26 protein-coding genes and 1 tRNA gene are annotated in these 26,075 nt (G+C 61.9%); 18 read left to right on the top strand and 9 right to left on the bottom strand.

Annotated elements, in window-relative coordinates:
- The first annotated feature begins 16 nt into the window (after positions 1-16).
- Together WFR25_RS22615 and WFR25_RS22610 are read left to right on the top strand one after the other, a co-directional pair.
- Entirely contained in the window at positions 17-1,246 is a 1,230-nt protein-coding gene (locus WFR25_RS22615; RefSeq protein WP_336973893.1) for a molybdopterin-dependent oxidoreductase, read from the top strand.
- An 11-nt stretch (positions 1,247-1,257) separates the two neighbouring features.
- Positions 1,258-1,608 carry a cytochrome c gene (locus tag WFR25_RS22610; RefSeq protein ID WP_336973890.1) on the top strand — a complete coding sequence of 117 codons (351 nt, stop codon included), beginning with the start codon at positions 1,258-1,260 and terminating at the stop codon, positions 1,606-1,608.
- Here WFR25_RS22610 and WFR25_RS22605 read toward each other — a convergent pair.
- The 3 genes from WFR25_RS22605 to WFR25_RS22595 are packed head-to-tail and all read right to left on the bottom strand — an operon-like array spanning position 1,605 to position 3,314.
- Positions 1,605-1,784: a Trm112 family protein gene (locus WFR25_RS22605; protein ID WP_336973888.1), complete on the bottom strand. Its 180-nt coding sequence runs from the start codon at positions 1,782-1,784 to the stop codon at positions 1,605-1,607. The two genes, WFR25_RS22610 and WFR25_RS22605, sit on opposite strands and share 4 nt — an antisense overlap.
- The gene (locus WFR25_RS22600) at positions 1,781-2,398 is read right to left on the bottom strand and encodes an LON peptidase substrate-binding domain-containing protein (protein WP_336973887.1); all 618 of its coding nucleotides are present in this window, start codon (positions 2,396-2,398) and stop codon (positions 1,781-1,783) included. The genes WFR25_RS22605 and WFR25_RS22600 overlap by 4 nt, the downstream gene beginning before the upstream one ends.
- A 4-nt stretch (positions 2,399-2,402) precedes the next feature.
- A complete protein-coding gene (locus WFR25_RS22595) occupies positions 2,403-3,314 on the bottom strand; it encodes a tetratricopeptide repeat protein (protein ID WP_336973886.1) in 912 nt (303 codons plus the stop codon).
- Between the two features lie 222 nt (positions 3,315-3,536).
- Between WFR25_RS22595 and WFR25_RS22590 the strand changes: the two genes are divergently transcribed.
- The 13 genes from WFR25_RS22590 (at position 3,537) to WFR25_RS22530 (ending at position 14,449) form a co-directional block, all read left to right on the top strand.
- A tRNA-Gly gene (locus WFR25_RS22590) sits at positions 3,537-3,611 on the top strand.
- A 522-nt stretch (positions 3,612-4,133) separates the two neighbouring features.
- On the top strand, positions 4,134-4,889 hold the full coding sequence (locus WFR25_RS22585) for a helix-turn-helix transcriptional regulator (protein WP_336973885.1): 756 nt from the start codon (positions 4,134-4,136) through the stop codon (positions 4,887-4,889).
- Positions 4,890-5,074: 185 nt separating this feature from the next.
- The gene (trbB, locus tag WFR25_RS22580) at positions 5,075-6,040 is read left to right on the top strand and encodes a P-type conjugative transfer ATPase TrbB (RefSeq protein WP_336973883.1); all 966 of its coding nucleotides are present in this window, start codon (positions 5,075-5,077) and stop codon (positions 6,038-6,040) included.
- A gap of 14 nt (positions 6,041-6,054) precedes the next feature.
- Positions 6,055-6,372 carry a TrbC/VirB2 family type IV secretion system protein gene (locus WFR25_RS22575; RefSeq protein ID WP_419722956.1) on the top strand — a complete coding sequence of 106 codons (318 nt, stop codon included), beginning with the start codon at positions 6,055-6,057 and terminating at the stop codon, positions 6,370-6,372.
- The gene (locus WFR25_RS22570; RefSeq protein ID WP_336973881.1) at positions 6,372-6,641 is read left to right on the top strand and encodes a VirB3 family type IV secretion system protein; all 270 of its coding nucleotides are present in this window, start codon (positions 6,372-6,374) and stop codon (positions 6,639-6,641) included. The genes WFR25_RS22575 and WFR25_RS22570 overlap by 1 nt, the downstream gene beginning before the upstream one ends.
- The gene (gene trbE / locus WFR25_RS22565; RefSeq protein WP_336973878.1) at positions 6,638-9,073 is read left to right on the top strand and encodes a conjugal transfer protein TrbE; all 2,436 of its coding nucleotides are present in this window, start codon (positions 6,638-6,640) and stop codon (positions 9,071-9,073) included. Before WFR25_RS22570 ends, trbE begins: the two co-directional genes overlap by 4 nt.
- Positions 9,070-9,771 (top strand): P-type conjugative transfer protein TrbJ, encoded by a 702-nt coding sequence (gene trbJ / locus WFR25_RS22560; RefSeq protein ID WP_336973876.1) that lies wholly within the window; start codon positions 9,070-9,072, stop codon positions 9,769-9,771. Before trbE ends, trbJ begins: the two co-directional genes overlap by 4 nt.
- 1 nt (position 9,772) lies before the next feature.
- Positions 9,773-10,048, top strand: coding sequence for a putative entry exclusion protein TrbK-alt (trbK-alt, locus tag WFR25_RS22555; RefSeq protein ID WP_336973873.1), 276 nt, complete (start codon positions 9,773-9,775; stop codon positions 10,046-10,048).
- The gene (gene trbL, locus WFR25_RS22550) at positions 10,041-11,321 is read left to right on the top strand and encodes a P-type conjugative transfer protein TrbL (protein WP_336973872.1); all 1,281 of its coding nucleotides are present in this window, start codon (positions 10,041-10,043) and stop codon (positions 11,319-11,321) included. The genes trbK-alt and trbL overlap by 8 nt, the downstream gene beginning before the upstream one ends.
- A gap of 2 nt (positions 11,322-11,323) precedes the next feature.
- The gene (gene trbF / locus WFR25_RS22545) at positions 11,324-12,007 is read left to right on the top strand and encodes a conjugal transfer protein TrbF (RefSeq protein WP_336973871.1); all 684 of its coding nucleotides are present in this window, start codon (positions 11,324-11,326) and stop codon (positions 12,005-12,007) included.
- The gene (gene trbG / locus WFR25_RS22540) at positions 12,004-13,005 is read left to right on the top strand and encodes a P-type conjugative transfer protein TrbG (protein WP_336973869.1); all 1,002 of its coding nucleotides are present in this window, start codon (positions 12,004-12,006) and stop codon (positions 13,003-13,005) included. The genes trbF and trbG overlap by 4 nt, the downstream gene beginning before the upstream one ends.
- Positions 13,002-14,216 carry a TraB/TrbI/VirB10 family type IV secretion system protein gene (locus tag WFR25_RS22535; protein WP_336973868.1) on the top strand — a complete coding sequence of 405 codons (1,215 nt, stop codon included), beginning with the start codon at positions 13,002-13,004 and terminating at the stop codon, positions 14,214-14,216. The genes trbG and WFR25_RS22535 overlap by 4 nt, the downstream gene beginning before the upstream one ends.
- Entirely contained in the window at positions 14,216-14,449 is a 234-nt protein-coding gene (locus WFR25_RS22530) for a DUF2274 domain-containing protein (protein ID WP_336973865.1), read from the top strand. The genes WFR25_RS22535 and WFR25_RS22530 overlap by 1 nt, the downstream gene beginning before the upstream one ends.
- On the opposite strand, the gene WFR25_RS22525 is transcribed toward WFR25_RS22530, so the two are convergent.
- On the bottom strand, positions 14,388-15,335 hold the full coding sequence (locus tag WFR25_RS22525; RefSeq protein ID WP_336973864.1) for a LysR family transcriptional regulator: 948 nt from the start codon (positions 15,333-15,335) through the stop codon (positions 14,388-14,390). The two genes, WFR25_RS22530 and WFR25_RS22525, sit on opposite strands and share 62 nt — an antisense overlap.
- Positions 15,336-15,778: 443 nt before the next feature.
- Between WFR25_RS22525 and WFR25_RS22520 the strand changes: the two genes are divergently transcribed.
- From WFR25_RS22520 to WFR25_RS22510, 3 genes are read left to right on the top strand one after another with little or no spacing between them, the layout of a single operon-like run.
- Positions 15,779-15,913 (top strand): benenodin family lasso peptide, encoded by a 135-nt coding sequence (locus tag WFR25_RS22520; protein WP_156106185.1) that lies wholly within the window; start codon positions 15,779-15,781, stop codon positions 15,911-15,913.
- Positions 15,914-15,966: 53 nt separating this feature from the next.
- Positions 15,967-16,629 carry a lasso peptide biosynthesis B2 protein gene (locus tag WFR25_RS22515; RefSeq protein WP_336973861.1) on the top strand — a complete coding sequence of 221 codons (663 nt, stop codon included), beginning with the start codon at positions 15,967-15,969 and terminating at the stop codon, positions 16,627-16,629.
- Positions 16,629-18,371: an asparagine synthase-related protein gene (locus WFR25_RS22510; protein WP_336973859.1), complete on the top strand. Its 1,743-nt coding sequence runs from the start codon at positions 16,629-16,631 to the stop codon at positions 18,369-18,371. The genes WFR25_RS22515 and WFR25_RS22510 overlap by 1 nt, the downstream gene beginning before the upstream one ends.
- Positions 18,372-18,384: 13 nt before the next feature.
- On the opposite strand, the gene WFR25_RS22505 is transcribed toward WFR25_RS22510, so the two are convergent.
- From WFR25_RS22505 to WFR25_RS22485, 5 genes are all read right to left on the bottom strand, one after another.
- The gene (locus WFR25_RS22505) at positions 18,385-20,526 is read right to left on the bottom strand and encodes an Atxe2 family lasso peptide isopeptidase (RefSeq protein ID WP_336973858.1); all 2,142 of its coding nucleotides are present in this window, start codon (positions 20,524-20,526) and stop codon (positions 18,385-18,387) included.
- Between the two features lie 5 nt (positions 20,527-20,531).
- The gene (locus WFR25_RS22500; RefSeq protein WP_336973855.1) at positions 20,532-23,102 is read right to left on the bottom strand and encodes a TonB-dependent receptor; all 2,571 of its coding nucleotides are present in this window, start codon (positions 23,100-23,102) and stop codon (positions 20,532-20,534) included.
- A gap of 93 nt (positions 23,103-23,195) precedes the next feature.
- Positions 23,196-24,206, bottom strand: coding sequence for a FecR family protein (locus tag WFR25_RS22495; protein ID WP_336973853.1), 1,011 nt, complete (start codon positions 24,204-24,206; stop codon positions 23,196-23,198).
- Positions 24,187-24,810, bottom strand: coding sequence for an RNA polymerase sigma factor (locus WFR25_RS22490; protein WP_336973851.1), 624 nt, complete (start codon positions 24,808-24,810; stop codon positions 24,187-24,189). Before WFR25_RS22490 ends, WFR25_RS22495 begins: the two co-directional genes overlap by 20 nt.
- A 211-nt stretch (positions 24,811-25,021) precedes the next feature.
- A complete protein-coding gene (locus tag WFR25_RS22485; protein ID WP_336973849.1) occupies positions 25,022-25,951 on the bottom strand; it encodes a nucleotidyltransferase and HEPN domain-containing protein in 930 nt (309 codons plus the stop codon).
- Positions 25,952-26,075 lie beyond the last annotated feature (124 nt).

Here is a 26,075-nt window from a genome sequence, read left to right as displayed (position 1 = left end):
AACGAGGGAGACGGGCATGGACCGGTTCGATTCGATGCTGGCGCGGACGATAGCGCGGCGACGCCTGCTGGTTGGCGGCGCGCTGGGCGTTGCGACGGCAAGTGCGGCATTGGCGCAGGACGGCCTCGTCCGGCTGGCGATGAAGGGCGGGCCGGACCAGCGCCCACTGTCCGGCGACTTTCCCGGCAAGGGGACGATGATCGTCCAGCGCAACCGGCCGCCCCTGCTGGAAACACCGATGGACGTGTTCGACAAAAATGTATTCACCCCGAATGATCGCTTCTTCGTGCGCTGGCATTGGGCCGATATTCCGACGGATGTCGATGCGACAAAATTTCGTCTGTCCGTCACCGGGGGCAGGCGGCCCTTATCCTTCTCACTGCCCGACCTGCTGAAGCTGCCGCGCATCTCCTATGCGGCGGTCAATCAATGTTCGGGCAACAGCCGTGGATTTTTCCAGCCGCGCGTGCCGGGCGCGCAATGGGCGCATGGGGCGATGGGCAATGCGCTTTGGGAAGGCGTGGCGCTGAAAACGCTGCTGGAGGCGGCGGGTATCGAGCGGGGGGCAAGCGCGGTACGCTTTGGCGGGCTGGACAAGCCGCTGACCGATGTCGACGCATTCGAAAAATCGCTGGCTTTGCCGCATGCGATGGATGGCGAAGTGATGGTCGCCTTTGCCATGAATGGTGAGCAGTTGCCGCTGCTCAATGGCTTTCCGTTGCGGTTGATCGTGCCGGGCTGGTATTCGACCTATTGGGTCAAGGCGCTCAACCATATCGCGCTGATCGATGGGCCGGACGAGAATTATTGGATGGCGAAGGCCTATCAGATTCCCGCAACACCGGGCGCTAATGTGCCGCCGGGCACGGAGACCTTCCCCAAGACCCCGATCAGCGCGATGAACGCGCGGTCCTGGATCACGAATGTGGAGCCGGGCGCACGGCTGGCCTATCGTCCGCGCCTGCCGGTGGGGGGGATTGCCATGGGCGGCGATAAGGGCGTCAAGCGCGTGGAGGTGTCCGCCGATGGCGGTGCTAGTTGGCAGGACGCGACGCTGGGACCGGATGAGGGGCGCTACAGTTTCCGCCGTTTTGCCAGCGCTTTGCCGATCCGGGTGCGAGGGCCGATGACGTTGATGAGCCGCTGCACCAACAGCGACGGCGCGGTCCAGCCGATGGCGGCCAACTGGAACCCCGGCGGCTATATGCGCAATTGCGTCGAAGCCTGCCCGGTCATGATCGTTTGAGGGGGATGTCGATGCGTCTGTCGTTCGCCCTTTTGGGGCTTGGTCTGCTTGGCGCCTGTGGCGGGGAGCCGTCAGGTGAGGCGGATGCCTCCGTCGCGCCCCTCGCCACGATCCGGTCGGACAGCATCGCGCTGCCTGCCGATGAAGAAACATTTGGCGAGGGGCCGCAGGCGGCCTTGCTGAACGGCAGGTGCCTTGCCTGTCATTCTGTGACGATGATCCGTTATCAGCCGCCGCTCGACCGCAAGCAATGGACCGCCACCGTCGACAAGATGCGCGAAGCCTATCGCGCGCCGATCGAGCCGGGCGAAACGGAGGCGATTGTGGATGCGCTGATGGCGAAGGCGCCGTCGCGGCGTTAAAGCGTCCGCGCCTCGCGTATGACGAGCACTGGCACGCCATCGCGCACCGGGAAGGCGAGGGCGGCGGCATCCGACACCAGTTCACCGCTCGACGCGTCCCAGCGCAGGGGTGTGCGGGTAACGGGACAGACCAGTTTTGCCAGCAGCCATGGGTCGATGGGAGACGCGTCGCTCATTGCATGGTCGCGCTGCCGTCGCGTTCCGTGCGGCCGAAAAACTGCATCAACTGGATGGTCTTGTCGGCGCGATCGCTCAGCGTATCGGCCTCAAGCAATATCTGTTTGGCCGCAGCGTCAAAGGGAGCGATCTGGGCGATGCCGTTGACGAGGGAGGCGTCGTCCAGCCGCGAAACGGCAGTCCAGTCGACGACATAGCCCTGCGCTTCGGCAAAGCGGCGGGCTTCCTGTTCCAGCGCCGCGCGCTCGATCGCCGCCAATATGTCGTGGCCATCGTCCGTCACATCCTCAACCTCGCCCTCAATCTGGCGAAAGGGCGTGGTCACGTCCAACTCGCGCAGGACATGAAAGCGAGAGATGCCATTGAGGACGATGTTGAAGCGCCCATCCTCCAACGCCTCGATATCGGCGATATGGCCAACGCACCCGACCGTGAACAGCATTGGCACCACTCCCCCTCCACGCGGCTGGATCATGCCGATCCGCCGATCGCGCGCCATCGCGTCGTGGATGAGCGCGCGGTAGCGCGGCTCAAAGATATGGAGCGGCAACTGCATCCCCGGCAGGAGCAGCGCGCCCGCGAGGGGGAAGATGGAGATGCGCTGCCGGGCCATGGGATCAGGCGAAGAGTATCTGTGAGAGGCGGCGGCGCTGCGCGGCGACCCAGGGATCTTCCAGGCCAACCGCCTCGAACACCGTAAGCAACTGCGCGCGTGCTGCGCCGTCGTTCCATTCGCGATCACGACGGACGATCTCCAACAGGGCATCGGCGGCACCGTCGCGGTCGCCATTGGCCATCAGGCCGCCCGCCAGTTCGAACCGGGCGGCGTGATCATCCGGGTCGGCCGCGACTTTGGCTTCCACCGCCGACAGATCGGCGACGGGACGCACATCGCGGGCAAGGGTGAGCGCGGCGCGGGCGCGCTCGATCGGCTGTTCCTTTGCTACCTCTGCGGGCAGGCTGGTGAGCAACGCCTCTGCCGCGTCCAGTTCATTGAGGGCGATGAGCGCACGAATGAGGCCGGAGGCGACCTCACTATTGTCGGGCGCCATCGTGGCGATCTGTTCGAAGATGGAGCGGGCGCGGTCGGCGTCGCCTCCGGCCAGTGCCTCCTCGCCCATTGCGATCAATGGCGCGATTTCCTGCGCCTGTGCCTTTTCATCCGATTCGATCGGCAACTGGCCAAGGACCTGGTCAAGCATCTGCTTCAACTGCCCCTCGGTCCGGGCCTGGCTGAGGTCGGCGACCGGCTGGCCCTGAAACACCGCATAGACAGTGGGGATGGACTGGACGCGAAACTGGCTGGCGATGAAGGGATTTTCGTCGACATTGACCTTCACCAGCTTGACGCCCTTGGCCTCATATTCGGCGCAGACTTTTTCGATCACAGGAGTCAGTTGCTTGCAGGGGCCGCACCATTCGGCCCAGAAGTCGACGATGACGAGCGAAGTGCGCGACGGGTCCACGACATCGCGGCGGAAATCCTCCACCGCAGCCTTGTCCTTTTCGCTCATTCCCAAAGTCGCCAACGTCTATCTCCTGCCAATGCTTACGGTAATTGCGATCCTTATAGCCCGCCATATGGGAAGCGTCACCCCGCGCGCGCAAGGTGGGACGCAAGGAAGCCGTGCCCTTTCGCCAGAGATTTTGTGGCTGCGGAATTTTTATAACATTCCCCCTTGCCGAGCCTGAAAACCGCTGCTAGTTGCCACGCCTCAGCCGCCGATAGGGCTTCCCAATCGGCTGCCAGAGCGGGCGTAGCTCAGGGGTAGAGCACAACCTTGCCAAGGTTGGGGTCGAGGGTTCGAATCCCTTCGCCCGCTCCAGAAATCATCGTAAAATCAATGGTTTCTGGGGCGACTGGGCCAAGTTTTCATATTACGCGACCTCCGGAAAAACTTAAAGTAATAAGGACGTAATATGCTGCGCGCGTATTTGCGGCTGGTTCTGGCGTAGGTTGAGCCACTGAAAATCCGGTTTCCGCAGAAGCTGGCCTGGCAATGTAGCGGTGAGAACCCTTCCGAAGGAGTACGTCTGCCGGCATAGTCACGGGGATCGCCGGACAGCCGGGCGATCGCGCATCCTTCTTCCCAATACGTATGGACCATCACCTGCTTGGAAGAGAGGCAGACTGCCGTCGGCTGGAGAGGACTGAGTGGTCCAGGTTGCACGCTTGGCAATCCCACATGTCCGTCACGCAATTGTCACATAGCGAAAATGCCATAAGCTGTCCGCTCACCTCGTTTCACCGATCGTTGTGAGGACGAACGGGGAGCGCATAGATTGAGGAAGGCGAATCGCGAGACCTGCGGGTTGGGAACGCCCTTGCGGTCGATTATGCTACTATCATGGGTCGTTATCGACGGTTGGATGCCCTTGCTGCTGCGTTAGCGGAGGCATCGGATATGCACATGCTATACGAATTCCTGGCGAGGATCGCGCGGGAAATGGGTTTCGACTATTTCGCGCTGGCTGAGCACATCGATCTGAGGATGCCACAAAATCAACCTCTTCAAATCCACAATTATCCACGTGGCTGGGCCGCCTATTATGTGGACAGGGACCTGGGGCCGCGCGATCCGATCCGACGGGCCAGCCACCGGACCCATCTGGGCTTTGCCTGGCTCACCATTCCACGATTTCTCACGCTGACGCCTGCCGATCGCGCCGTTCTAGCTGCCGGTCAAGCCCACGGGCTGGGCGAAGGATTTACCGTCCCCTCGCACATCCCTGGCGAAGTCAGTGGATCCTGTACATTCGTCACACGAGCCGACGAGCCGCTGCCTCGCGATCAGATCTGGACGGCGCAACTCATCGGCGGGCTCGCGTTCGAACGCGGGCAACGCCTTCTGGGCCGCACGACACTGTCTGGGGATTCCGCGATCACGGAACGTCAACGCGACTGCGTTCTATGGGCTGCTCGTGGAAATACCGACGGCGAGATTGCCGACATATTGGGCATCTCCAAGGAAACAGTGATCCAGCATCTCAAGTTCGCGCGCGAGCGCTATGGCGTGCGCAAGAGAACGTCGCTTGTGATCCGGGCGCTGTTCGACGGCCTGATCTCCTTTTCCGAAATCTTCCAGCGACATCGATATTGGTAACGTCTGGACGAGGGGACGAAACGCCGTCCCCTCGTCGAACGGCATCCGCATAACCGCCGTTTCCCTGTCTTTCTACGCCACATTACGCCGAAGCGATTTGGATGTTGCGGGCATGGGTAATGTGGCTTTCTTGTTCATCCCCTGAGCTGGACCGCCAACGGTCCGGCAATCGGCAGGGTCGATCCATGAGCATATATCCGCTCCGTACAGAAGCCAGGACACGCGGCTCGCGCATGCTCCGCACAGCGTTCGGTTCGGCGATCATCGGCTGGCTCGACGATGCGTGCGTCATCGAGATCATGCTCAATCCCGACGGGCATATCTGGGTTGATCGGCTGGGCGAAGGCCTCAGCGATACCGGGGCCTGCCTGTCGGCCGCCGACGGCGAGCGCATCATCCGTCTGGTCGCACATCATGTCGGCGCGGAGGTTCATGACGGAGCGCCTCGCGTGTCGGCCGAACTTCCCGATACCGGCGAGCGGTTCGAGGGGCTTCTTCCGCCCGTCGTCCAAACGCCGACATTCGCCATTCGCAAGCCCGCCGTCGCTGTGTTCACGCTCGCGGATTATGTCGCCGCCAATATCATGTCTGCGCGCCAAGCCGACATATTGGCGCAAGCCGTTGCCACGCGCCAGAACATCCTGGTGGCCGGTGGCACAGGGACCGGCAAGACGACGCTCACCAACGCGCTTCTGGCCGAGGTCGCCAGGACGACCGACAGGATCGTCCTCATCGAAGATACGCGCGAGCTCCAGTGCACATCTCCCAACCTGATCGCGATGCGAACCAAGGATGGCGTCGCCACGCTGTCCGATCTCGTGCGATCCGCCATGCGCCTGCGGCCCGACCGCATTCCGATCGGTGAGGTGCGTGGGGCCGAAGCCCTCGACCTGATCAAAGCTTGGGGGACGGGCCATCCGGGCGGGATCGGCACCATCCACGCGGGATCGGGCATGGGCGCACTGCGGCGAATGGAACAGCTCATCCAGGAAGCCGTCGTCACGGTTCCTCGCGCCCTGATCGCCGAGACGATCGACATCGTCGCGGTGCTTGTGCGCGACGGCCATGGCCGCCGTCTGGCCGAACTTGTTCGCGTCGATGGCCTCAATCCCAAGGGCGAATATTCCCTCACAAGCCAAGGAGACGTTTGATGATCCAGCCTGTCATGCCAATCCGCCGGAGTGCCAGTCATCTGGCGCTCGCTGGCATCTTCGCTATGGCGTCCGTGATTCCGGCTTATGCGGCCGGATCGTCGATGCCCTGGGAAGCGCCGCTCCAGTCCATCCTGGAATCGATCGAAGGGCCGGTCGCCAAGATCATCGCCGTGATGATCATCACGGTAACCGGCCTGACCCTGGCATTTGGTGATACATCGGGCGGCGCTCGCAAGCTCATCCAGATCGTATTCGGTCTGAGTATTGCGTTCGCCGCAACGAGCTTCTTCCTCTCCTTCTTCTCGTTCGGCGGGGGAGCGCTCGTCTGATGGATAGGGTTGGACAGGTTCCAGGCTTTGACGTGCCGGTGCATCGGTCCCTCACCGAGCCGATCCTTCTGGGCGGCGCGCCGCGCGCGCTGGCAATCGTCAACGGGACGCTGGCAGGCGCCGTCGGCCTCGGGTTACGGCTGTGGATCGCAGGCCTCGTGCTTTGGGCCATCGGTCATGTGCTGGGCGTATGGGCCGCCCGCCACGATCCGAACTTCGTCGATGTGGCCCGGCGGCATGTTCGCTATCCGACCTGGCTACGGGCATGATGTCGCTGCGTGAATATCGCTCGACCGCGAGCAGCCTGAGCGATTTCCTGCCTTGGGCCGCACTGGTCGCGCCGGGCGTCGTCCTCAACAAGGACGGCTCGTTCCAGCGCACTGCCCGTTTCCGGGGACCTGACCTCGATTCCGCGACGCCCGCTGAACTGGTGGCGACGACCGCGCGACTGAATAGCGCGCTGCGTCGGCTCGGCTCAGGCTGGGCCTTGTTCACCGAGGCGCAGCGGGTGCCAGCGAACGACTATCCCGACGACGTCTTTCCTGATCCGGCCTCGCGACTGCTGGACCGGGAACGACGCGAGCAATTTCACGAAGAGGGCGCACATTATGACAGCGCCTACTATGCCACCCTGCTGTGGATGCCGCCAGCGGAGGACAGCGCACGGGCCGAACGCTGGCTTTACGAGGGCCGTTCGACAACGACGTCCAACGGAGCCGAACTGCTCGCTGGTTTCATCGACCGCTCACACCGGATCGTCCAGCTGCTTGAAGGATTCCTGCCGGAAATCGCCTGGCTCGACGATGGCGCGACCCTCACCTATCTTCACTCGACGATCTCGACCAAGCGTCAGGACGTGCGCGTACCTGAAACGCCGATGCACCTCGATGCGCTCCTGGCGGACGAACCGCTGGTCGGTGGCCTGGAACCGCGCCTCGGCAATAGCTATCTGCGCAGCCTGACCGTCACCGGCTTTCCGACCTCAACCTATCCTGGCCTGCTCGACGAACTCAATCGTCTGGCCTTTCCCTATCGCTGGTCGACGCGGGCGATCATGCTCGACAAGGCCGATGCCACCCGGTTGCTCGGCAAAATCCGGCGACAATGGTTCGCCAAGCGCAAGTCGGTCGCGGCCATTCTCAAGGAGGTGATGACTAACGAAGCCTCGACCCTGCTGGACACGGACGCATCGAACAAGGCTGCAGACGCCGATCTGGCCTTGCAGGAACTGGGCTCGGACATGATCGGCCAGGCCTATGTGACCGCCACAGTGACGGTGTGGGACACCAACCCTGCAATCGCCGCCGAGAAGCTTCGTCTGGTCGAGAAGGTGATCCAGGGCCGGGATTTCACCTGCACGACCGAAGGGCTCAACGCTGTTGAGGCATGGCTCGGGTCGCTGCCGGGCCATGTCTACGCCAATGTCCGGCAGCCGCCGATCAGCACGCTCAACCTTGCGCATATGATGCCGCTGTCGGCCGTCTGGTCCGGACCGCCGGGTGATGCGCATCTCAATGGCCCGCCGCTATTCCATGCCAAAACCGAGGGCTCGACGCCTTTCCGCTTCTCGCTGCATGTTGGCGATGTCGGGCACACACTGGTGGTAGGGCCGACAGGCGCGGGCAAATCGGTTCTGCTCGCCCTGATGGCGATGCAGTTTCGCCGCTATCCGGGCGCACAGATCTTCGCCTTCGACTTTGGCGCCAGCATGCGTGCTGCGGCGCTGGCGATGGGCGGTGAATGGCAGGATCTGGGGACCGGGCTTCACGCCGAGAATGCGGCGGTATCGCTCCAGCCTCTAGCAAGGATCGATGATCCGGTCGAACAGGCATGGGCGGCGCAATGGGTCGGTTCGATCCTGGAGGCGGAGGGGATCACGCTCGATCCCCAGGCCAAGGACCATCTGTGGGCGGCGCTCCGATCGCTCGCCAGCGCGAGGCCCGACGAACGGACGCTGACGGGTCTTGCGGTGCTGCTGCAATCCCAAGCCCTCAAACAGGCGCTGCAGCCCTATTGCGTGGGCGGGGCTTGGGGTCGCCTGCTCGATGCCGAGGCAGAACAACTGGGCGATGCCCATGTTCAGATATTCGAAACCGAGGGACTGGTGGGCTGCGCCGCAGCCGCTCCGGTGCTGGCCTATCTTTTCCACCGGATCGAGAACAGGCTCGATGGATCGCCCAGCCTCGTCATCATCGATGAGGGCTGGCTGGTACTCGACAGCCCGACCTTTGCCGCGCAATTGCGCGAATGGCTCAAGACGCTGCGCAAGAAGAATGCGAGCGTGATCTTTGCGACGCAGAGCCTGGCCGACATTGAAACCAGCGCCATTGCGCCAGCCATCATCGAAAGCTGCCCGACCCGGATATTCCTGGCCAATGAGCGGGCGACCGAACCGCAGATCAGCGCCATCTATGCCCGGTTCGGGCTCAATGCCCGGCAGATCGAGATATTGGCGCGGGCGACGCCAAAGCGCGATTATTATGTCCAGTCACGGCGCGGCAATCGCCTGATGGACTTAGGGCTAAAGGAGGTGGCGCTCGCCTTTACCGCCGTGTCCTCCAAGTCCGACCAGTTGAAGATCGACCACATACTGAGCCAACCGGGCGACGAAGAGTTCGCCGCGGCCTGGCTGCGCGCATGCGGTCACGACTGGGCGGCAGACCTGCTTTCCACGCAAGAGCCAAAGGAGCAAAGTTCATGACATCGCGCTTCATCGTTCGCCCGCTTGGCCTCTGCGCTGTTGCGCTCGCATTGGCCATGACGCCCGCGCAGGCGCTCGTCGTCTATGACCCCACCAACTATGCCTCCAACGTGCTGCAGGCGGCACGCGCCTTGCAGCAGATCAACAACCAGATCCGGTCATTGCAGAACGAGGCGGCCTCGCTTCTCAACGACACGAAAAACCTCACGAGTTTGCCGTTCAGCAGCCTTCAGGCGCTCCAGCAGCAGGTGCGGCAGACCCAGCGTCTGCTGGGGCAAGCACAGCGCCTGGCCTATGACGTGACCCAGATCGAGCAGGCCTTCTCCACCAAATATGGCGATATAGCGCTGTCGAGTTCAGACGCCGATCTGGTCGCCGGTGCCCAGGACCGTTGGTCCACCAGCGTCGATGCGTTCGAGGATGCGTTAAAGGTCCAGGCCGGGGTGGTCGGCAACATCGACGGCACCCGGACCTCGATGGACGATCTTGTTTCAGCCAGCCAGTCGGCATCGGGCGCGTTGCAAGCTGCCCAGGCCGGGAACCAGCTTGTCGCGCTCCAGTCCCAGCAACTGGCCGATATCACCGCCATGCTCGCAGCGCAGGGGCGCGCCCAGACGATCGAAGCGGCACGCGCAGCCACGGCGGAGGCGGAGGGCCGCGTCCGATTCCAGCGTTTCATGGCGCGGTCGGGCGAATAGGATGCGGAGCGGACGCCTGGCGCTGGCGGGCATCGCAGGCGGTGGCATGCTGACGGTTGCAGTGCTCACGGTCATGCACCAGCAGCGAGGCACGCCCACTGAACCGATGCCGGTGTCGACCGAGAATCGCGCGGCCGCCCTTGTTCGCTGTCGGCACGTCACGGCAGAGGATCCAACCTGCGAAGCGGCCTGGGAAGCCGAGCGACGCCGCTTCTTCGGCACAGATGATGGCCGCAACGCCCGATCAGATGGGCAGGAGCCTACCGGACATGAATGATGTCGGTGTCATCGACGGGTTCCTCGCGACCTTCACGGCCTATATCGATTCCGGTTTTGGCCTTCTTGGCGGGGAGGTCGGGTTTCTCTCGACCACGCTGATCGCAATCGACGTGACACTTGCCGGGCTGTTTTGGGCATGGGGTGCCGACGAGGATGTCCTGCAACGCCTGGTCAAGAAGACGCTCTATATCGGCTTTTTCGCGTTCATCATCGGCAACTTCTCCTCGCTCTCGCAAATCCTGTTCCAGTCCTTTGCCGGGCTGGGCCTTAAGGCGAGCGGCACCGGCATCAGCCTCGCCGAGTTCATGAAGCCGGGTAGCGTTGCCGCGGTTGGGCTAGATGCAGGCGAACCGCTTCTCACGTCCGCGTCCGAGATGATGGGATTCACCTCGTTTTTCGCCAATTTCGTCCAGATTGCCGTGCTGCTGTTGGCCTGGATGATCGTGATCCTCGCCTTCTTCATTCTTGCCGTACAGCTGTTCATCACGCTGATCGAGTTCAAGCTGGTGACGCTGGCCGGGTTCGTCCTGCTGCCCTTCGCCTTTTTTGGGCGGACGGCATTCATGGCGGAGCGGGTGCTTGGCCATATCGTATCGAGCGGCATCAAGATCCTGGTTCTCGCCGTCATCACCGGCATCGGCACGGAACTGTTCGACCAGTTCATCAATGCGCTGGGTGGAACAGCGCCGACTGCGGAACAGGCCATGTCGATCGCGCTCGCCTCATTGTCCTTGCTTGGTCTGGGCATATTCGGCCCCGGCATCGCCAATGGCATCGTCACCGGAGGCCCGCAGCTTGGTGCAGGCGCAGCGGCGGGTACGGCGATTGCAGCCGGCGCCACCCTGGCCGGCGGGGCCGCAGGTGCCCGGCTCGCGGCAGGCGCTGTCGGGGGGGCCGTAGCGAGCGCATCGAGCGCCGCCGCCCGTGCGGCCGGATCGACCAGCGCCACCTATAGCGCCGGTGCAGCGGGCAAGAGCGGGGGAGACGCCGTCGCGGGCGGGATCGGTGCGTTGGGAAGAGCGGCCGGCTCTGCCGCCACGTCCCCACTCCGCCGCGCTGCCGATGCAATGAAGCAAAGCTTCAACGCCGGAAAATCGGGCGCATCGACGAACAGTGGTGGCGCTGAAGCTGCGTCCGGGCCGCCAAAATGGGCGACGGCAATGCGCCAGCGGCAGACGATCGCCCACGGGGTTTCGACCGCCGCCCACACATTGCGCGGTGGCGACAGCGGTGGTGGCGGCGCTTCAATCGATCTGAGCGGAAGGGACTGACCATGTTCAAACGACCATCCATCCGGTACGGCCAGACCCCGGAGCCGGTCACGCCTTACCAGCGTGCTGCCCAGGCTTGGGACGATCGCATCGGCTCGGCGCGCGTCCAGGCGCGCAATTGGCGTCTCGCCTTTTTCGGCACGCTGATGCTGTCTGGTGGTCTTGCCGCCGGCTTGATCTGGCAATCGGCGCGCGGCTCGATCGTGCCCTGGGTCGTGCAGGTGGATAAGTTCGGCGAAGCACAGGCCGTCGGCCCCGCCGATGCGGGATACCGTCCGACCGATCCGCAGATCGCCTTCCATCTTGCGCGCTTCGTCGAGGAGGTTCGCAGCATCCCGGCCGATCCGATCGTCCTGCGCCAGGCATGGCTGCGCGCCTATGACTTCACCACGGATCGCGGCGCGATGGTCCTCAATGATTATGCGCGGGCGAATGACCCGTTCGCGCTTGTCGGCAAGACGCAGGTTGCGGTCGACATATCGAGCGTGATCCGGTCGTCGGACAGCAGCTTTCGCGTTTCCTGGACCGAGCGGCGATACCAGGATGGGGCACTGGTTGAGACAAGCCGGTGGTCGGCCATCGTGACGGTCGTGATCCAGCCACCCTCCGCGCCCGATGCCCTGCGCAAGAACCCGCTCGGTCTGTTCGTCAACGCCATCAACTGGTCGAAGGAGCTTTCCCAATGATGCACGTTCATCGTTCCGGGGCCGCAATTGCGGCTTTGCTGATTTCCGTAAACACGACCACGGCCTGCGCAGCGACGCGCCCAGCCCTGCATGGGGCAACGCAGACGCCTGCAGTGCGCATTGCGGAACCTGAGAAACAGGTCGAGATCGTGACTGTTGCCAAGCCGCTACCGTTGCCGGGGCAACTCAAGCCGGTGCCGCCCATAGCCCCCGCCCCGGGGCTTGCCGATCCCAAAACCCGGATCGTCGCTGCCAATGCCGCAGCCCGCATAGAGCCCGCGCGCAATGGTTTCATCAACGCCATGCAGCAATATCCCTGGGCGGAAGGCGCTCTTTATCAGGTCTACACGGCACCCGGACAGGTGACGGACATCGCCCTTCAGCCCGGAGAAACGCTCGTCGGCGCGGGGCCCGTCGCTGCGGGCGATACCGTACGATGGATTATCGGCGATACGCTCAGCGGTGCGGGTGAGACGCAACGCGTCCATATCCTGGCAAAGCCGACCCGGCCCGATCTCCTGACCAACCTGGTGATCAACACCGATCGGCGGACCTATCATCTCGAACTGCGCGCTACCCCGACCACCTATATGGCGTCGGTATCCTGGTCCTACCCACAGGATGAATTGATTGCGCTGCGACGGAGCAACGCCGCTATCGCCGCAAAGGCGCCGATCGCCGCTGGCATCAACATCGCTTCGCTCGATTTCGGCTACGCGATCGATGGGGACAAGCCGAGCTGGCGACCGCTGCGCGCATTCGACGACGGTAGCCAGGTCTTCATCGAGTTTCCCGCAAGCGTCGCGCAGGGCGAAATGCCGCCCGTCTTCATCCTGGGAAGCGGCGGCAATGCCGAGCTCGTCAATTATCGGGTGCAGGACCGTTTCATCATCATCGACCGACTCTTCAGCGCAGCCGAGTTGCGCATGGGGGACAAGAAGACGGCGCAGCGGGTGCGTCTGACACGGATCGCAAGCGGGAGGAGAACCCGACCATGAGCGGCCGTAACGATCAGGATAGTTCGCCCGCGCCATCGTCGGCGGCCCCGTTCAAGTTGGGAGGCGATGCGCCGACGGTAATGCGCCTGTCGCGCAAGACATTGGCCGGGGTAGGCGTGTTTGCAGGTTTGAGCATCGGGGGCGCTCTCATCTATGCGCTACAGCCGCCGGAGAAACCGGTCGGCCAGGAAGTCTACGCGACCGAGGGCCGGGCAAAGGCCGACGGGCTGGGATCAGTGCCCAAGGACTATAGCCAGGTTCCGCAATTGGGACCGCCACTGCCGGGTGACCTGGGACGGCCGATCCTTGCTGCACAACAGGGCGGCAACGACAACCAAGTTTCCGGGCAAGGCTATCCATCCGATCGCCACGCCATAGATCCGGCCGTCGCAGCACGGCAAAAGGCGCGTCAGGAACGGGACGCTGCGCAGGCAAGCCAGTTGTTTATAGGACAGGGGAGCGCCGAATCGACGGGCAGCGCGCCGGAGCATGTCGCCACGGGAGCGCCGACCACCGCGCCAGCGTTCGGGCCGGACCTTGTCGCCCCATCGGCAATGACGGCATCGGGTAGCGCGGCCAAACGTGCTTTCATGACGGGCACCATGGACACGCGCTCGCTCGCCTCATCTACCGTCGAACCCGTGGCGTCCGCCAACATCCTGCAGGCCGGCAGCATCATACCCGCCGCCTTGATCACTGGCATCCGATCCGACCTGCCCGGTCAGATCAGCGCCCAGGTCACGCAGAATGTCTATGACAGCCCGACGGGGCGCATCCTGCTCATTCCACAGGGCGCAAGGTTGATCGGGGAGTATGATTCGCAAATCGATGCCGGTCAGTCGCGGCTTCTGATGGCATGGACGCGCCTCATCATGCCAGACGGGCGCTCGATGATGCTCGAGCGTCAACCTGCCGCCGATGCCAGCGGCTTTTCGGGCTTGCAGGACAGCGTAAACAATCACTGGGGTGGCGTTGCGCGCGCTGCCATGATCTCTACTCTTTTGGGCCTTGGCACGGAATTGGCGGCCGATAGCGATAATGACATCATCCGGGCGCTGCGCCGCGGGTCGCAGGACAGCTTCAATCAGGCCGGGCAACAGATCATACAGCGTCAGGTAGCGATAGCTCCGACCTTGACCATCCGGCCGGGCCATCCGCTGCGCGTCATGATCACGCGCGACCTTGTCCTTCCCCCTCTGGGCAATCGGTGATGGCCAAGCTGCGCCTGGGATCGCTGGCGGACGACAAGCCCGTCAAGATCAGTCTGGAATTGCCTGCCAATGTCCATCGCGACCTTGTGCGCTATGCTGCGGCGTTGGCCACTGAAACGGGTGAAGCGCAGGTTTCTCCCGAACGCCTCATCGGCCCCATGTTGGAACGGTTCATGGCGGGGGACCGCGCCTTTGCAAGGCATCGCAGCGGTAAGGCTTCTCGGCAGCCGTAATGATGGTCCGAAGCAAAGGGGCAAGCGCAGGATTGCTAGCATCTTCGCGCCAGCAGAGGCCAAAATCGATGCGCGCATGGCCATGGGGCTCGTGGAGGGGCAAGACGACCAGATGCGGGGGCAAGCGAGCGAACGCGCTCTCCTGCACGATGGTAAAACAGCCTGCATCAATCAGCTGGTAGAGCCCATTCAAATTCAGCGGGCTACGGACGATCGCCGCGCGATCCAGACCAGCCTGCGATTGGGCCATGTTAAGACGTCCCGCAACTTGGGAGAGCAGATCGTCCCCGCGCGCGCTGTCCGCAAGTAGAAGGGTAAGGTCGCGCAGATCCGACCAGAAGAGCGGCGCACGCAATGCCAGAGGGTTGTCGCGGACCATGACGGCAAAAAGCCGGCTGCTGCCAATAGCGTGATAGGCCGCGCCCGGCGGGGCCAGATGGCCTGCAACGATGATGGCGTCGAGTTGGCCGCGCTCGAAGTCGCGCACAAGCGCTTGTCTGTCACAGACCGCAGCAGATAGCTGGATGTCTGCATGGCGTTTGCTGAATTCCAGCATGAGAGACTGGACCGCGCTGCTGGGTACTGCGCCTGAAAGGCCCAGCTTCAGCGCACCGCGGCGCCCTTGTCCAAAGATGATGGTATCGCGATGAAGGCTGTCGAGATCAGCCACAAGCTGGCGCGCGCCCGATATAAAATGGTCTCCCGCGCGTGTCAGTCGGGCGCCGCGGGTCGAGCGCTCGAACAGGTCGGTGCCAAGCCGCTGCTCGAGATGACGGATCCGTTGGCTCAACGTAGATTGTTTGATGCGCAGCGACTCGGCCGCTTGGCTAAAACTCCCAAGCTCCGCCGTCGCTATGACATAATGGAGGTGACGGATTTCGATCATGCTCCAACCCTCGCCGCATTGGTTCTTCAGACAAACCCAATGTTTCGCGGTTCACTCATGCTGAAAATCCCCAGAAATGGGGGAAAAACGAACCCTCGCGGCACCTCCTACAGATGGCAGAATTTGCGATTGCAGAAATGTCGGGATAGATTTGGATCAATGCCGCCGGCAGAGCGGGCGTGACCGGGTCGCTGTCGTGAATGTCCAGGCTTTGCTAAAGACGGCGGCGCATGATCCCAACTCATGTCTCACAGCACGGTCACGTCCCGCGTCGGAAATAGGCTGCATTCTCCCTGTTAGCATTCGCCCGGAGGTCCATTATGCGTGGGGATCGAAGGTCGGTCGCGATTATAATCGGATTATAAAATTCTTATAATCGATCGCCGGGCACATCCTTGTCGGTGCCGCGAAATGGATCGCGGTCTATCGAAGAGGAACGTGTGATGGAAAAGACTGTCGAACGTCGCAACGACGATATGATCGACCTTGGCGCAATCAGCGTCGAGACGAAGGGCCCGGGCCTTGGCCAGGGTGACGAGATCGGGCTGCAGAACCCGGTCGGCCTTTCCGACGACTGACACCACTGCCGGTGCGCGGTGCTCCCGCGCACCGGTTATCGGAAAGGCGTCTCATGGCCTTGTCGCTTCGCCCCGGACTGACATTCTGTGAAATCCAGCATCACCTCATCTTCATGGATTATGAGGCGGATCGCTATTTCAGTCTGACAGGGCCTGCGCGCGACAGTCTTCAAAAGCTCCTGAAGTCCTCCAATGTGGGCATTACGGAACAGGAGATAGCGCCGCTGCGCGCTGCGGGAATCACTGGCCACGGTGAAGGCGCTATGCCCCTTACACCCTGCCAGCATGTACCAGCCGGGCGCAGCATATTCGACGAAGAGGATGGCCCCTCACGCATGGCGGCCCAGATTCCTGAGATTATTGTCCGTTTGGCGGCTATGCGTCGCACATTAAAGCGGCAGGGTTTGCCGACGACCCTGCGTCGGCTTAGGGAAGCAACGCCACTGCCTGTTGTCCCTGGATCGTCCGCGGCCGACATGCGGCGCCTGTGCGCTGCCTATGAATCGTCGCGTCGCTACTATCTCCCAGTCGATCATTGCCTCATCCGGGCACTGGCCCTCTACCGCCACGCGCAGCAGCGAGGCCATGATGCGAGGCTGGTCTTTGGTGTGCAGTTGCATCCCTTCTCGGCGCATAGCTGGGTCGAGCAAGACGATCTCATTCTCGACGATCGTGTCGATCATGTGCGGCATTTCAAGCCGATACTGGTCCTGTAATGGCGCTCCGCTACATCGCGCTCGTCTTTCCAGGCGATCTCCTCGAAAGCATCGACACCGTGGTGAATCGCGTCATTGCCGTGACGGGCTTTACAAAGGTCGCCGCATTCGGCCGCGCGGTCGTGTTGGTTGAACCCGGCGGCCCGTTTGTCATGGCGGACGACCGCGCCGGGATCATTCTGGGCTATATGTTCGAAAAGGTTGGCGGTCGCAGCCGCCAGGTCGTGGTCATCTCCCAAGCACCGCCGACCAGTCGCGGGTCATCGAACTGGGGGGCTTATGTCACCATCCGGCAGAGCCCGGACGATATGGCGATCGAGATCGCCCGCGATCCCTCCGGCATGGTGCCCTGTTATCATGTGCTGCATAAAGGAATTATTGCGTTTGCGTCCGAGCCGGCTTTGCTTGTCGAGGCGGGTCTTGTCGGGACCAATATTGATTGGCGGGCACTCACGCGGTTCCTGATCGCCGATCAAATGCGTCCGGCGCAGACCTGTATCGAAGGCCTGACCGAACTGCCCGGGGGCTCGCATATACGGGTTGCCGAGACGGGCTCGCAAGATATTGCGGCTTTTTGGTCACCGTGGCAGCACACCGGTCGCCTGTCGCTCATCCGCGATGAGGTTGAGGCCGTCCGCCTGCTGCGCGAGACCATCATGGACTGCGTCCAGGCGTGGACGCAGCCATTCGCGCATGTCCTCCTCTATCTGTCGGGGGGACTCGATTCCTCCGTCGTTGCGGCGGCCATGCCCCAGGATGTTCGCGCAAGCCATATGACGCTGGTGACCGCCGATCCGTCGGGAGACGAGCGGGATTATGCCCGGCAACTCACCAATCAGCTCGGGCAGCCATTGTTCGAAAGAATGCTGGAAGTGGGCCTCGTTGACCTGCATCGCTCAGGTGCCGCCCGCTTTCCACGCCCCTCGGTCCGATCCTTCGCCCAGGCAGGCGACGCGCTGGGGATAGGGCTTGCAGACGAGGTCGGAGCAGATGTCTTCTTCAACGGCGGCGGTGGTGACAATGTCTTCTGCTATCTGCAATCCGGGGCGCCGATCGCCGATCAGATGCTGGTCGAGGGCATCGGTCGTGGAACCTTGCGGGCGATCATGGACATGAGCGCGCTCGCCCATGCAGATATCTGGTCTGTCGCCAGAAGCGGTTGGCGGAAGCGTCGGCAAAAGGCAGCCCATTATGTCTGGAAGCCGGACCTGAGCTTTCTGTCGTCTTTTGCCACGCAGGAAGCGACTGCAGCCTGCAGGCACGATTGGCTGGACGCGCCTGATGGTGCTCTGCCGGGAACGGCGAGCCACATCGCCCTGCTTTTGCGCATCCAGAACCATCTCGACAGCGAACGTGCTTTCAATAGGCCCGTCATCTCGCCCCTGCTGTCGCAGCCAATCGTGGAACTTTGCCTGAAAATTCCATCCTGGCTCTGGTGCCGCGACGGCCGCAATCGCAACGTCGCCCGTAAGGCGTTCGAAGATGTCTTGCCCCCGCCGCTTATCGCGAGATTGTCAAAAGGCACGCCCGACAGCTTCGTAGCGACCCTGTTCGAAGCCCATCGGAAGACCATTGCGACCATGCTACGGGAAGGTCTTCTGGCACAGGCGGGCCTTCTGGATATGGGCGCAATCGAGCAGAGCATCGATCGGTCGCATCATACTCGGAACGGCGATTTCTGGCGGCTGATGCGCCTGGTCGATGCCGAAGCATGGGCGCAATCATGGGCAGCGCGCCAATGATGAATCCATCCCATTATGGACGACGTTGCGATTTCAGCCGCCGCCACCGGTCATATTGTGCCGCCTTCTCCGGTGCTGGGTCGACCGCATCACGCAACCAGAAATTGAACCAGTCGATATTGCGCGCATAGATGGCCATGCGGTGAGCCGGTTGCCACTTGATGTGGTGATCGCCCGGAAAGAGGAACATCTCGACCGGCGGGCCGATCTCCCGGAAGGCAGTATAGGCCTCGAGCGCGCGTAAATATTCATCGCTGGCCAGTTGCATCAGGACGGGTCCCTTGATCCTGGCGGCATTCATGGCGGGCGAGATGGGTTGCCAAAAGGCTGGATTATCGTTGGTTGGCGCGGGGTAACCGAAACGCCGCCGTTCCTTTTCCCAGGCCGGTCCACCCATGATCAGGTCCGTCTTGGGGTCGGCGCAACAGGTGCTGACGGAGGTTGCGGCGAACAGATCGGTATTGATGAGCAGATACCAAGCGGTGGTCGAGCCATCGCTCAGGCCGGTCAGGCCGATCCTCTTCGGATCGATCACGCCTGTCGCCATGGCCGTCTCGACTCCTGTGACGATGGACGATGCCACATTGTGCCGTTCCCGCCATCCTTTCACATTTTCTGATTCGGCATCCTTCCACGTCCGCCAGTTGCCTTGCTTTAGACTGGTAGCGAAGAATGGCGGGCTTTCGACGCTCAGGACGGCGAAGCCCTGCGCGGCAAAGGCATGGATGGGATATTCGTCACCGATACTGCCGCGCAGGAAACCGCGTGTTCGATATTGGACGACGATCATCGGCAGTTTTGCGCCGACGGGGTAATTGTCGGGCAGAACAAGATCGCCGAAGGTCTCAAAGCCCAACGGATTCTTCCAGTAAAGGCGCTGGACCTTTCCCATCTGCAGATGCCGGAATTCCGGGTTGGGATCGAAGATAACCGATGATCGGCCGGTATCGGCATCCAGCGCCACGATGCGCCGGGGCTGGGTCGATCCTTCCTGGGCGCAGATCAGATGATCCTCCAAAGGGAGGCAGCCCGTCAGCAGGCCATCAGTGCCCCACATCTTTCGAGGAGCGTCGCGTCCTGGCGTCCATAGATAGAATGTCAGGCGACTGCCGCCATAGCCGTCGCGGCGCAGGTACCGGACAGCACCATGTTTGGCCGACCACCACATGCCGATGATGCCATCGGAACAGCTGCTGTGCTGACACTGCCATTCACGTCCCTGCCGGTCCTTGCCCCACAAGCGGATGGGACTGAGATAACGATCGGGCAATTCCGCCTTCACCCATCCTTCCTCGCCAGAAGGCCCTGTGATGGCCAAAGGACGTCCCAGCAGCATGCCCGGACCGATCCTGTCGAGCGCGGTCCGCTCGGCTTGCGTCGCGGAGCGATCCGATGAGAACGTCGAAGAAATGTCTGCAGCGGCATAATGAAGGGGCAATGGCCCCCGTATCATCGGTCGGTCACCATAAATGGGCATCGCCCGATCGTCGAAAAGGTAGCCCGTCAGGCTTTCCCGATCGAGCTTAGCATTTTCTTCGATCAGTGATGGCCGGTTGGCATATATGAGCGCCTTCCCGTCATCCGACCAGGCGACGGCCTCGACATCGACGGGGGAATGGGACACCTGCGTGCCGCTTTTGCCATGTAAACTCGCGCGCCATGCCTGCGTCCTGCCCCGATCCTTGCGCAGATAGGCAATCTGGGAGCCATCGGGCGACCAGCGCGGCTGGTTGATCGCGGCGATACCCGTATCGGTCAGAAGTCCGCGCTGCTCGCTCTGGAAGGTAACCCGGATCAATTCTCCACCTTGATCGACGAGCCGGGCGACGCTGTCCGGCCGAAGATCGACCACCACGAGGCCCTGGCAATAGCTGTTGGTCTCAGGATGTGCCCGGGTCAGGATGAAGGCGATCGACCGCCCATCGGGTGACAGGGCAAGCGGACTCTGTCCTGCGGGCATGCCGCCGATTGGCCCTATGTCCCGCAAATTCGCGATATCGCCCGCCGTTACCGCGCGCGCGACGTCCTGACGCAGACCGGGTAGCAAATCCGCACATTCCGATGCCATGGCTGGCGGCCCGCAGACACTGCCCAAGAACAGGCCGATGCCCCCGATCAACAACCGTGCGCGATAGTTCATCCATGCCAATGTCATGACGATCACCAATGCTTCGTAATCGAAAGGCTGACGAAGCGGCCGATCGCTGAATTGTTGGTTGAGTCATAGGGCAGATCGTAGACTTGCGAGCGGCGCACGACCCCCGGCTTCTCATTGAGGATATTGAGAAGGGTCAGCCCCACATCCATGTTCGATAGCAGACCCGCCTCGCCTATATGATGCCGCGCCGTAAGGTCGATCGTCGTCATCTCGCCGGATCGGGTGACAGGCGTGAAGCGAAGGTCTTCCGTCGATCCCATATAGCTCAGGGTCGTCGACAAGGATGTGGCGCCGTTGGTCCAGGTGACGGCACCGCGACCCCGATAATGGGGCGGATTGAAGATCGTGCCTGCCAGAGCCACGAGCGGCTGGCTGGCACTGAGCTTTTGCGTGCTATGGAGATAGCTGCCGTTGGCACTCAATGTCAGTCGTTGCCCGCCGCCAAGGGCGAGCGCGTAGCGAACGGACAGATCCACGCCCTTGATATTCTGCCGCGTAGCATTGGCGTTGCGATTGTCCACAATGGCGACAACGGTCGCCGGATTGTAGGCGCCGGTCAGATAATTGATCGACTCGGTATTTGCCAGAGCGGACGCCTTGTCAGCCTCGGACGGCGAGACATTGATCAAATCCGCATAGATGGGATTGCTCAGCGACTGACTGCTGTAGGTGATGGGTGCGACGATGCGATCGCGATAGGCAATGTCGAAATAGCTCAGTTCGATCTGCAGGCCTAGGACCGCTCGTGGGTGGAGATCGAGCGTCGCTGTCCAGCTCGTGGCGCGCTCGGGCTTGAGATCGGGGTTCCCCCCGGTCACCAACAGCGCGGTTGCGTTCGCCGGATAGCCCGATCCACCCACGTTGCGCACGGCGGTGACCGATACGAATTTTCCGGAATATTGCTGGAACATGGTAGGCGCCTTGAACGATTTCCCCCAGGATCCCTTCAATGAGAAATCGGGCGTCGGTGCGTAGATCAGGCCGAGCTTGGGCGTGGCGATCTTGTCGATGCCCGGATAATCCTCATAGCGGATCGCGCCGCTGAACGTCAGTTGATCGACGAAGCGAACGCCCATCATCCGCGATACAAGCGGCAGGTTCAGTTCTGCAAAACCGTAATAGCTGTCCTGGGACACATTGATGTTCTGCGGCGAGCCGGTTGTCCGATAGGCAATAAATCCATTGCGTCGATAGCCGCCGCCGACGGCGAGTTTGGCCTCGCCACCGGGCAACTGCATCAATGGCCCGCTGGCATTCAGTTCGATCGACTGGGCATCGTTGCAATAGCAGGCGCGGACCGATGAAAAGAGGGATCCGCCGATGTAGGTGTCGGAATCATAGTGCGTCTTGTCCTTGCCGTACATGCCAGCAAGGGAGAGGGACCAGCCGTGGCCGACCGACCAGTCCAGCGAAGGCGCCACAGCGAAGGAAGTGTTGCGCGGAAACAGCAATGTTCCCAATTGGCGATAGTCACCGGTCGGGTTCAGCGGATAATTGTAGAGGCTGGTGCGGTGGTTGTAGAGCGCATCGAGCGAAAATGTGAGGTCAGCGGTCAGTGCCTGATGGCCACTCATGATCAGGTTATGCCGTTTCACAGCGGGAAAGAGGGATTGCGCGCCATAGCTGGCGGTATAGCTGCGCTGGCGCGCCTCGATCGCCGTGTCGCGTTCGAAATCATAGGCTATGAACGCCCCGCCGCTGCCCCATTTTTCCCCGACGATAACGCCATATTGCTGCTGCTCGTTGCCACCATCGGTCGACATCCCCAGCCGGGCGCTGGTGCTGACGCCGTCGAAGTCGCGTTTCAAGATGATGTTGGCAACGCCGGCGACAGCATCAGATCCGTAGATCGCGGACGCACCGTCCGCCACGATCTCAAGCCGATCGACGGCCAGCATGGGAATCGCGGACACATCGACGCTTTGCCGCGACACATTATAGGCCAGCCGATGACCGTTCAGCAGCGTCAGGGTTGCATCCGATCCCAGGCCGCGCAGATTTATGCTTGATCCCGAGCCGACATTGACGCCGCTGGCCGAGGGGACATTCAGTCCGACACCCACATTCTGGCCGCCGCCGAAACTCTGTGGGATGCCCCGGACGACGTCGCCGAGATTGGTTTGCCCGGCGTTGCGCATGTCTTCCTGATCAAGCACGATCGTAGGCGATGGCGACGTAACACCCTTCAGCCGGGATCCCGTGACGACGATCGCGTTCGCCGCTTCACCCGAGGCGAGGGCATCCGCCGCCGCGTCTCGCCCCCGAATGAAGATAGTCCCGTCCGTAATGCGTGCATGCAATCCGGTTCCGGCCAGCAATCGATCGACGGCGACCTGCGGCGTGAATTGTCCCTGGAGCGACGGCGCCGTAAGCCCGGCGACATCGGCAGGTACGAAGAATATCTCCATCTCGGATGCAGCGGCGGCCTCGCGCAGCGCATCGGCCATTGGCTGGCTGGACTGATGAAAAGGCACCGCCACGTCGGTTTGGGCCGCAGCACATTGGTACACCGCCAGCGTGGTCAGCGCAGCGCTGGCGAGAAGAGTAGAATGCAGAAATCCGGAAATACGCATAGTCAGCCCCTTTTGTGACGCCTGCCGTTGGCGGTCGTTCAAGGGGATCGATGCGGGGTTAGGCGAAGACCTTAAGGGGGACGTAAAATAATTTCAGTGTCGCAGGATGATCGCGCCAGAGGGTTGATGTTCTACGGTCAAATCGAGACTTTGGGCCAGATTGGCAGCTAGCCGGTCGGGATTGTCGATCCGAAACCGTCCGGACAACCGCATGTCAGAAAGGCCGCTCCCCTCGATGCGGATCGGCGTGCGGGCGTACCGATTGGCGATAGCGACGATTTCCGAGAGCGGTGCGGACTCAAATGCCATCATGCCATCGACCCATTCGACGTCGCGCGGGCCGATGGCGGCGATCGGCACGGCATGATCGGTCCGGGTGAAGGTCAGGGCTTGACCCGCCTTCAGCTTACGCGGCGACATTGGACGTGCGATCGACGGTTGCACATCGACGCCCCCTTCCAGCAGTCTGACCTGCACCGCGCCGCCAGGCGCAATGGCGACGTCAAACACTGTCCCGGTTGCTGTCACTGTTCCTGTTCCGGCATGCACGATGAACGGGCGGCCGTCATGAGCAACGGAAAAGCGCGCACGGCCTGCATCCAGCCAGATATCCCGAGCCTTCGGATTGAAGGCAAACCGCATCACGCTTTGCGTATCTAGCGATACGAATGATCCGTCGGGCAGGCGCCGGCGGGAAATCGCACCATGCAGGTTTTCTATGGTGGCCGATGCGACAACTGCGGTGGTTGCAGCGGTCTGTCGACCATCGGTCTCGACGGTGGGAGGGGGCGATAGCGTCTTCCAGAGCGGCCAGGCTGCGCCCAATACCACGGCAACGACCGCGACGAGGGCCCATGGCTTGCGGTGACCGGGACTATCGACCGGCGCTGGCTGCCATCGCGTTGACCGGCTCAACATCTTCGCATCGTGAAAACGGCCGGCCGCCTTATTGTAAGCCGCAAGATTGGCGGGGCTGGCGGCGAGCCAAGCGTCCAGGTCCTTTTGATATCGCGCGGCATCGTGCCGCTGCATTTTTGCCACCCACATGGCCGCAGCGGTGGGCGGGTCGAGGTCAGGGGCGGGATCAGCGGGCATGTTGGTCATGGTCGTCCAGATAACGGTCGATATGGGCTATGGCGCGCATCATATGATATTCCACTGCGCCCATGCTCAGCGCGACCTTCGCCTGAATTTCCTTGTAGGTCATGCCGTCGCGCCTGCTCATCAGGAAAATCTCACGTGTTTTTGGCGCTAGACCGGCAACAGCCTTTTCGTAAAGGACAAGCAGGTCTCCGGCTTCGATCTCCATTTCTTGTTGTGGCGGATGGGCGCAGTCGATGTCCTCTTCAAGCGCTACCATCTGCCGCTCGAAGGCTCGGCGCGGTCCACGGGCGCGGCCAAAGAGGAGGTTGCGGGCAACGCGTTGCAGATAGGCGGCGGGATTGACCAGATCCCCAATGCGCGGGACGCGCGCGATCTGAACGAAACTCTCCTGGACAAGATCACTGGCGGCTTCGGCATCCCCGGTCTTACGCCGGAAATAGGACAGCAGGCGCGAAGCCTCTTGCCGAAAGAGTGTGTCGAGCAGCGCGCTGTCCGCGCTGGTCACGGTCAGCACAGGCCTGTCCTTTGGCCCGGCGCTCATGGCAATGGCTCGCAGTTCGTCCGCCCAGACGGGCAGCAATGGTAAGGCATGGAAAGCGTCCACGCGGCATGCTGGAATATCCGGAAAACCGGACAGCCAGATCAGCGATGGTCGCCGTCGTCCAGCGCGGTGTGCGCCTTATCCCGAAACGGCCACCCGTCCAGACAGGACAGGTGTGCATGATGCTGGCAGGGAAATCCTACACCCGGTAGCCAGATCGATCCCGTAGTGCCCGGCAATCATGCCAACTTGGCAAAGGGCATGCAAGGGTGGGTCAGCCCGCCTTGCGGACCTCGCCTTCGAGGACGGCCAAGCGTTCCGAACATACCATATGTACGACGCGACCCAGTTCCTCGATCTGCTCCGCCAGCCAGTTCAGCTGTTCGAGAGAGACGCGATAATGTTTGGAGTAGCGCGCCTTCACATAAGCGTCCTTCAACTTTTCGAAGGCCGCCCGATCCTTTTTCGTGTCCTCCGGCCAGACGTGGACGAGACGCCGATCGATGCGCTCGGCCTGCGTCCGCAAGAACCCGAGATTATGCACGTGGGGGGTATAGAACGTGTTCACCAACAGAACGCAGTGGTACAAACTTTCGGTCGTCTGATGCAGCAGGAAGGCAGCCTCCTTTGCGAATTCCTGTTCGATCGCGTCCCTAGAAAGCTTGAATTTCCGCATAGCTGCCGGAAACCACTCTTCATAGTATTCCTGCGCCATCTCCAAAGCCTGAACCGGCGTTTTGGGCTTGGGCTGATGAAGTTCGGTATCTTCCGCTTCGTATAGCGCGATACCGTCTCGGGCGACGTCCATGAAGAAATAGCGTCCGTGGGCTAGGCCATCGTTCACCTCCTGCAGAGTATGAACGATGAAGTTCACAGGCGTCCGCAGCCCTTTGGTAACGGTCAGTTCGAGAATGAGGCGTTGATCGAGTTTGGACCAGTAAGTGACACGATCGGTCAAACGCTGATCGTTGACGATGATCAGGACATCATAGTCGGATTGATAGCCCTTGGCCGTATGCGGCTCATCCACCCATCCGCCGCGGGCATAGCTGCCATACAGAATGACCTTCAGAATGCGGCCCTTCTTTTTCCAATCATGCCGGGCTAGCGCCAGCGCATCCTCGAATTCCTCGAAGATGATCTGCTTTACCCGGTCGAGCTCACGCTGTTTGTTGGCCGGAAGATGTTCGAGATCGGTACGCATCTTTGCTATTTTAGCTTCAGAAGGATGCTTATGACCAGAGCTAAACGAATGGGCTTTAGGCGACCAAGATCTGTCGCAAATTCCGTTTGCTAGTTTTCTCGCAGGCTAGACAAGGCCCACCCGT

This window comes from Sphingobium aromaticiconvertens, from assembly GCF_037154075.1.
Classification (GTDB): Bacteria; Pseudomonadota; Alphaproteobacteria; order Sphingomonadales; family Sphingomonadaceae; genus Sphingobium; species Sphingobium aromaticiconvertens.
This window is presented reverse-complemented; position numbering and strand designations above follow the sequence as displayed.

Excerpts from the sequence above, each read along its gene's own strand:
- WFR25_RS22615 (WP_336973893.1), top strand. The coding sequence starts at position 17 with ATGGACCGGTTCGATTCGATGCTGGCGCGGACGATAGCGCGGCGACGC.
- WFR25_RS22610 (WP_336973890.1), top strand. The coding sequence starts at position 1,258 with ATGCGTCTGTCGTTCGCCCTTTTGGGGCTTGGTCTGCTTGGCGCCTGT.
- WFR25_RS22605 (WP_336973888.1), bottom strand. The coding sequence starts at position 1,784 with ATGAGCGACGCGTCTCCCATCGACCCATGGCTGCTGGCAAAACTGGTC.
- WFR25_RS22600 (WP_336973887.1), bottom strand. The coding sequence starts at position 2,398 with ATGGCCCGGCAGCGCATCTCCATCTTCCCCCTCGCGGGCGCGCTGCTC.
- WFR25_RS22585 (WP_336973885.1), top strand. The coding sequence starts at position 4,134 with ATGGGTCGTTATCGACGGTTGGATGCCCTTGCTGCTGCGTTAGCGGAG.
- trbB (WP_336973883.1), top strand. The coding sequence starts at position 5,075 with ATGAGCATATATCCGCTCCGTACAGAAGCCAGGACACGCGGCTCGCGC.
- WFR25_RS22575 (WP_419722956.1), top strand. The coding sequence starts at position 6,055 with ATGCCAATCCGCCGGAGTGCCAGTCATCTGGCGCTCGCTGGCATCTTC.
- WFR25_RS22570 (WP_336973881.1), top strand. The coding sequence starts at position 6,372 with ATGGATAGGGTTGGACAGGTTCCAGGCTTTGACGTGCCGGTGCATCGG.
- trbE (WP_336973878.1), top strand. The coding sequence starts at position 6,638 with ATGATGTCGCTGCGTGAATATCGCTCGACCGCGAGCAGCCTGAGCGAT.
- trbJ (WP_336973876.1), top strand. The coding sequence starts at position 9,070 with ATGACATCGCGCTTCATCGTTCGCCCGCTTGGCCTCTGCGCTGTTGCG.
- trbK-alt (WP_336973873.1), top strand. The coding sequence starts at position 9,773 with ATGCGGAGCGGACGCCTGGCGCTGGCGGGCATCGCAGGCGGTGGCATG.
- trbL (WP_336973872.1), top strand. The coding sequence starts at position 10,041 with ATGAATGATGTCGGTGTCATCGACGGGTTCCTCGCGACCTTCACGGCC.
- trbF (WP_336973871.1), top strand. The coding sequence starts at position 11,324 with ATGTTCAAACGACCATCCATCCGGTACGGCCAGACCCCGGAGCCGGTC.
- trbG (WP_336973869.1), top strand. The coding sequence starts at position 12,004 with ATGATGCACGTTCATCGTTCCGGGGCCGCAATTGCGGCTTTGCTGATT.
- WFR25_RS22535 (WP_336973868.1), top strand. The coding sequence starts at position 13,002 with ATGAGCGGCCGTAACGATCAGGATAGTTCGCCCGCGCCATCGTCGGCG.
- WFR25_RS22530 (WP_336973865.1), top strand. The coding sequence starts at position 14,216 with ATGGCCAAGCTGCGCCTGGGATCGCTGGCGGACGACAAGCCCGTCAAG.
- WFR25_RS22525 (WP_336973864.1), bottom strand. The coding sequence starts at position 15,335 with ATGATCGAAATCCGTCACCTCCATTATGTCATAGCGACGGCGGAGCTT.
- WFR25_RS22520 (WP_156106185.1), top strand. The coding sequence starts at position 15,779 with ATGGAAAAGACTGTCGAACGTCGCAACGACGATATGATCGACCTTGGC.
- WFR25_RS22515 (WP_336973861.1), top strand. The coding sequence starts at position 15,967 with ATGGCCTTGTCGCTTCGCCCCGGACTGACATTCTGTGAAATCCAGCAT.
- WFR25_RS22510 (WP_336973859.1), top strand. The coding sequence starts at position 16,629 with ATGGCGCTCCGCTACATCGCGCTCGTCTTTCCAGGCGATCTCCTCGAA.
- WFR25_RS22505 (WP_336973858.1), bottom strand. The coding sequence starts at position 20,526 with ATGACATTGGCATGGATGAACTATCGCGCACGGTTGTTGATCGGGGGC.
- WFR25_RS22500 (WP_336973855.1), bottom strand. The coding sequence starts at position 23,102 with ATGCGTATTTCCGGATTTCTGCATTCTACTCTTCTCGCCAGCGCTGCG.
- WFR25_RS22495 (WP_336973853.1), bottom strand. The coding sequence starts at position 24,206 with ATGACCAACATGCCCGCTGATCCCGCCCCTGACCTCGACCCGCCCACC.
- WFR25_RS22485 (WP_336973849.1), bottom strand. The coding sequence starts at position 25,951 with ATGCGTACCGATCTCGAACATCTTCCGGCCAACAAACAGCGTGAGCTC.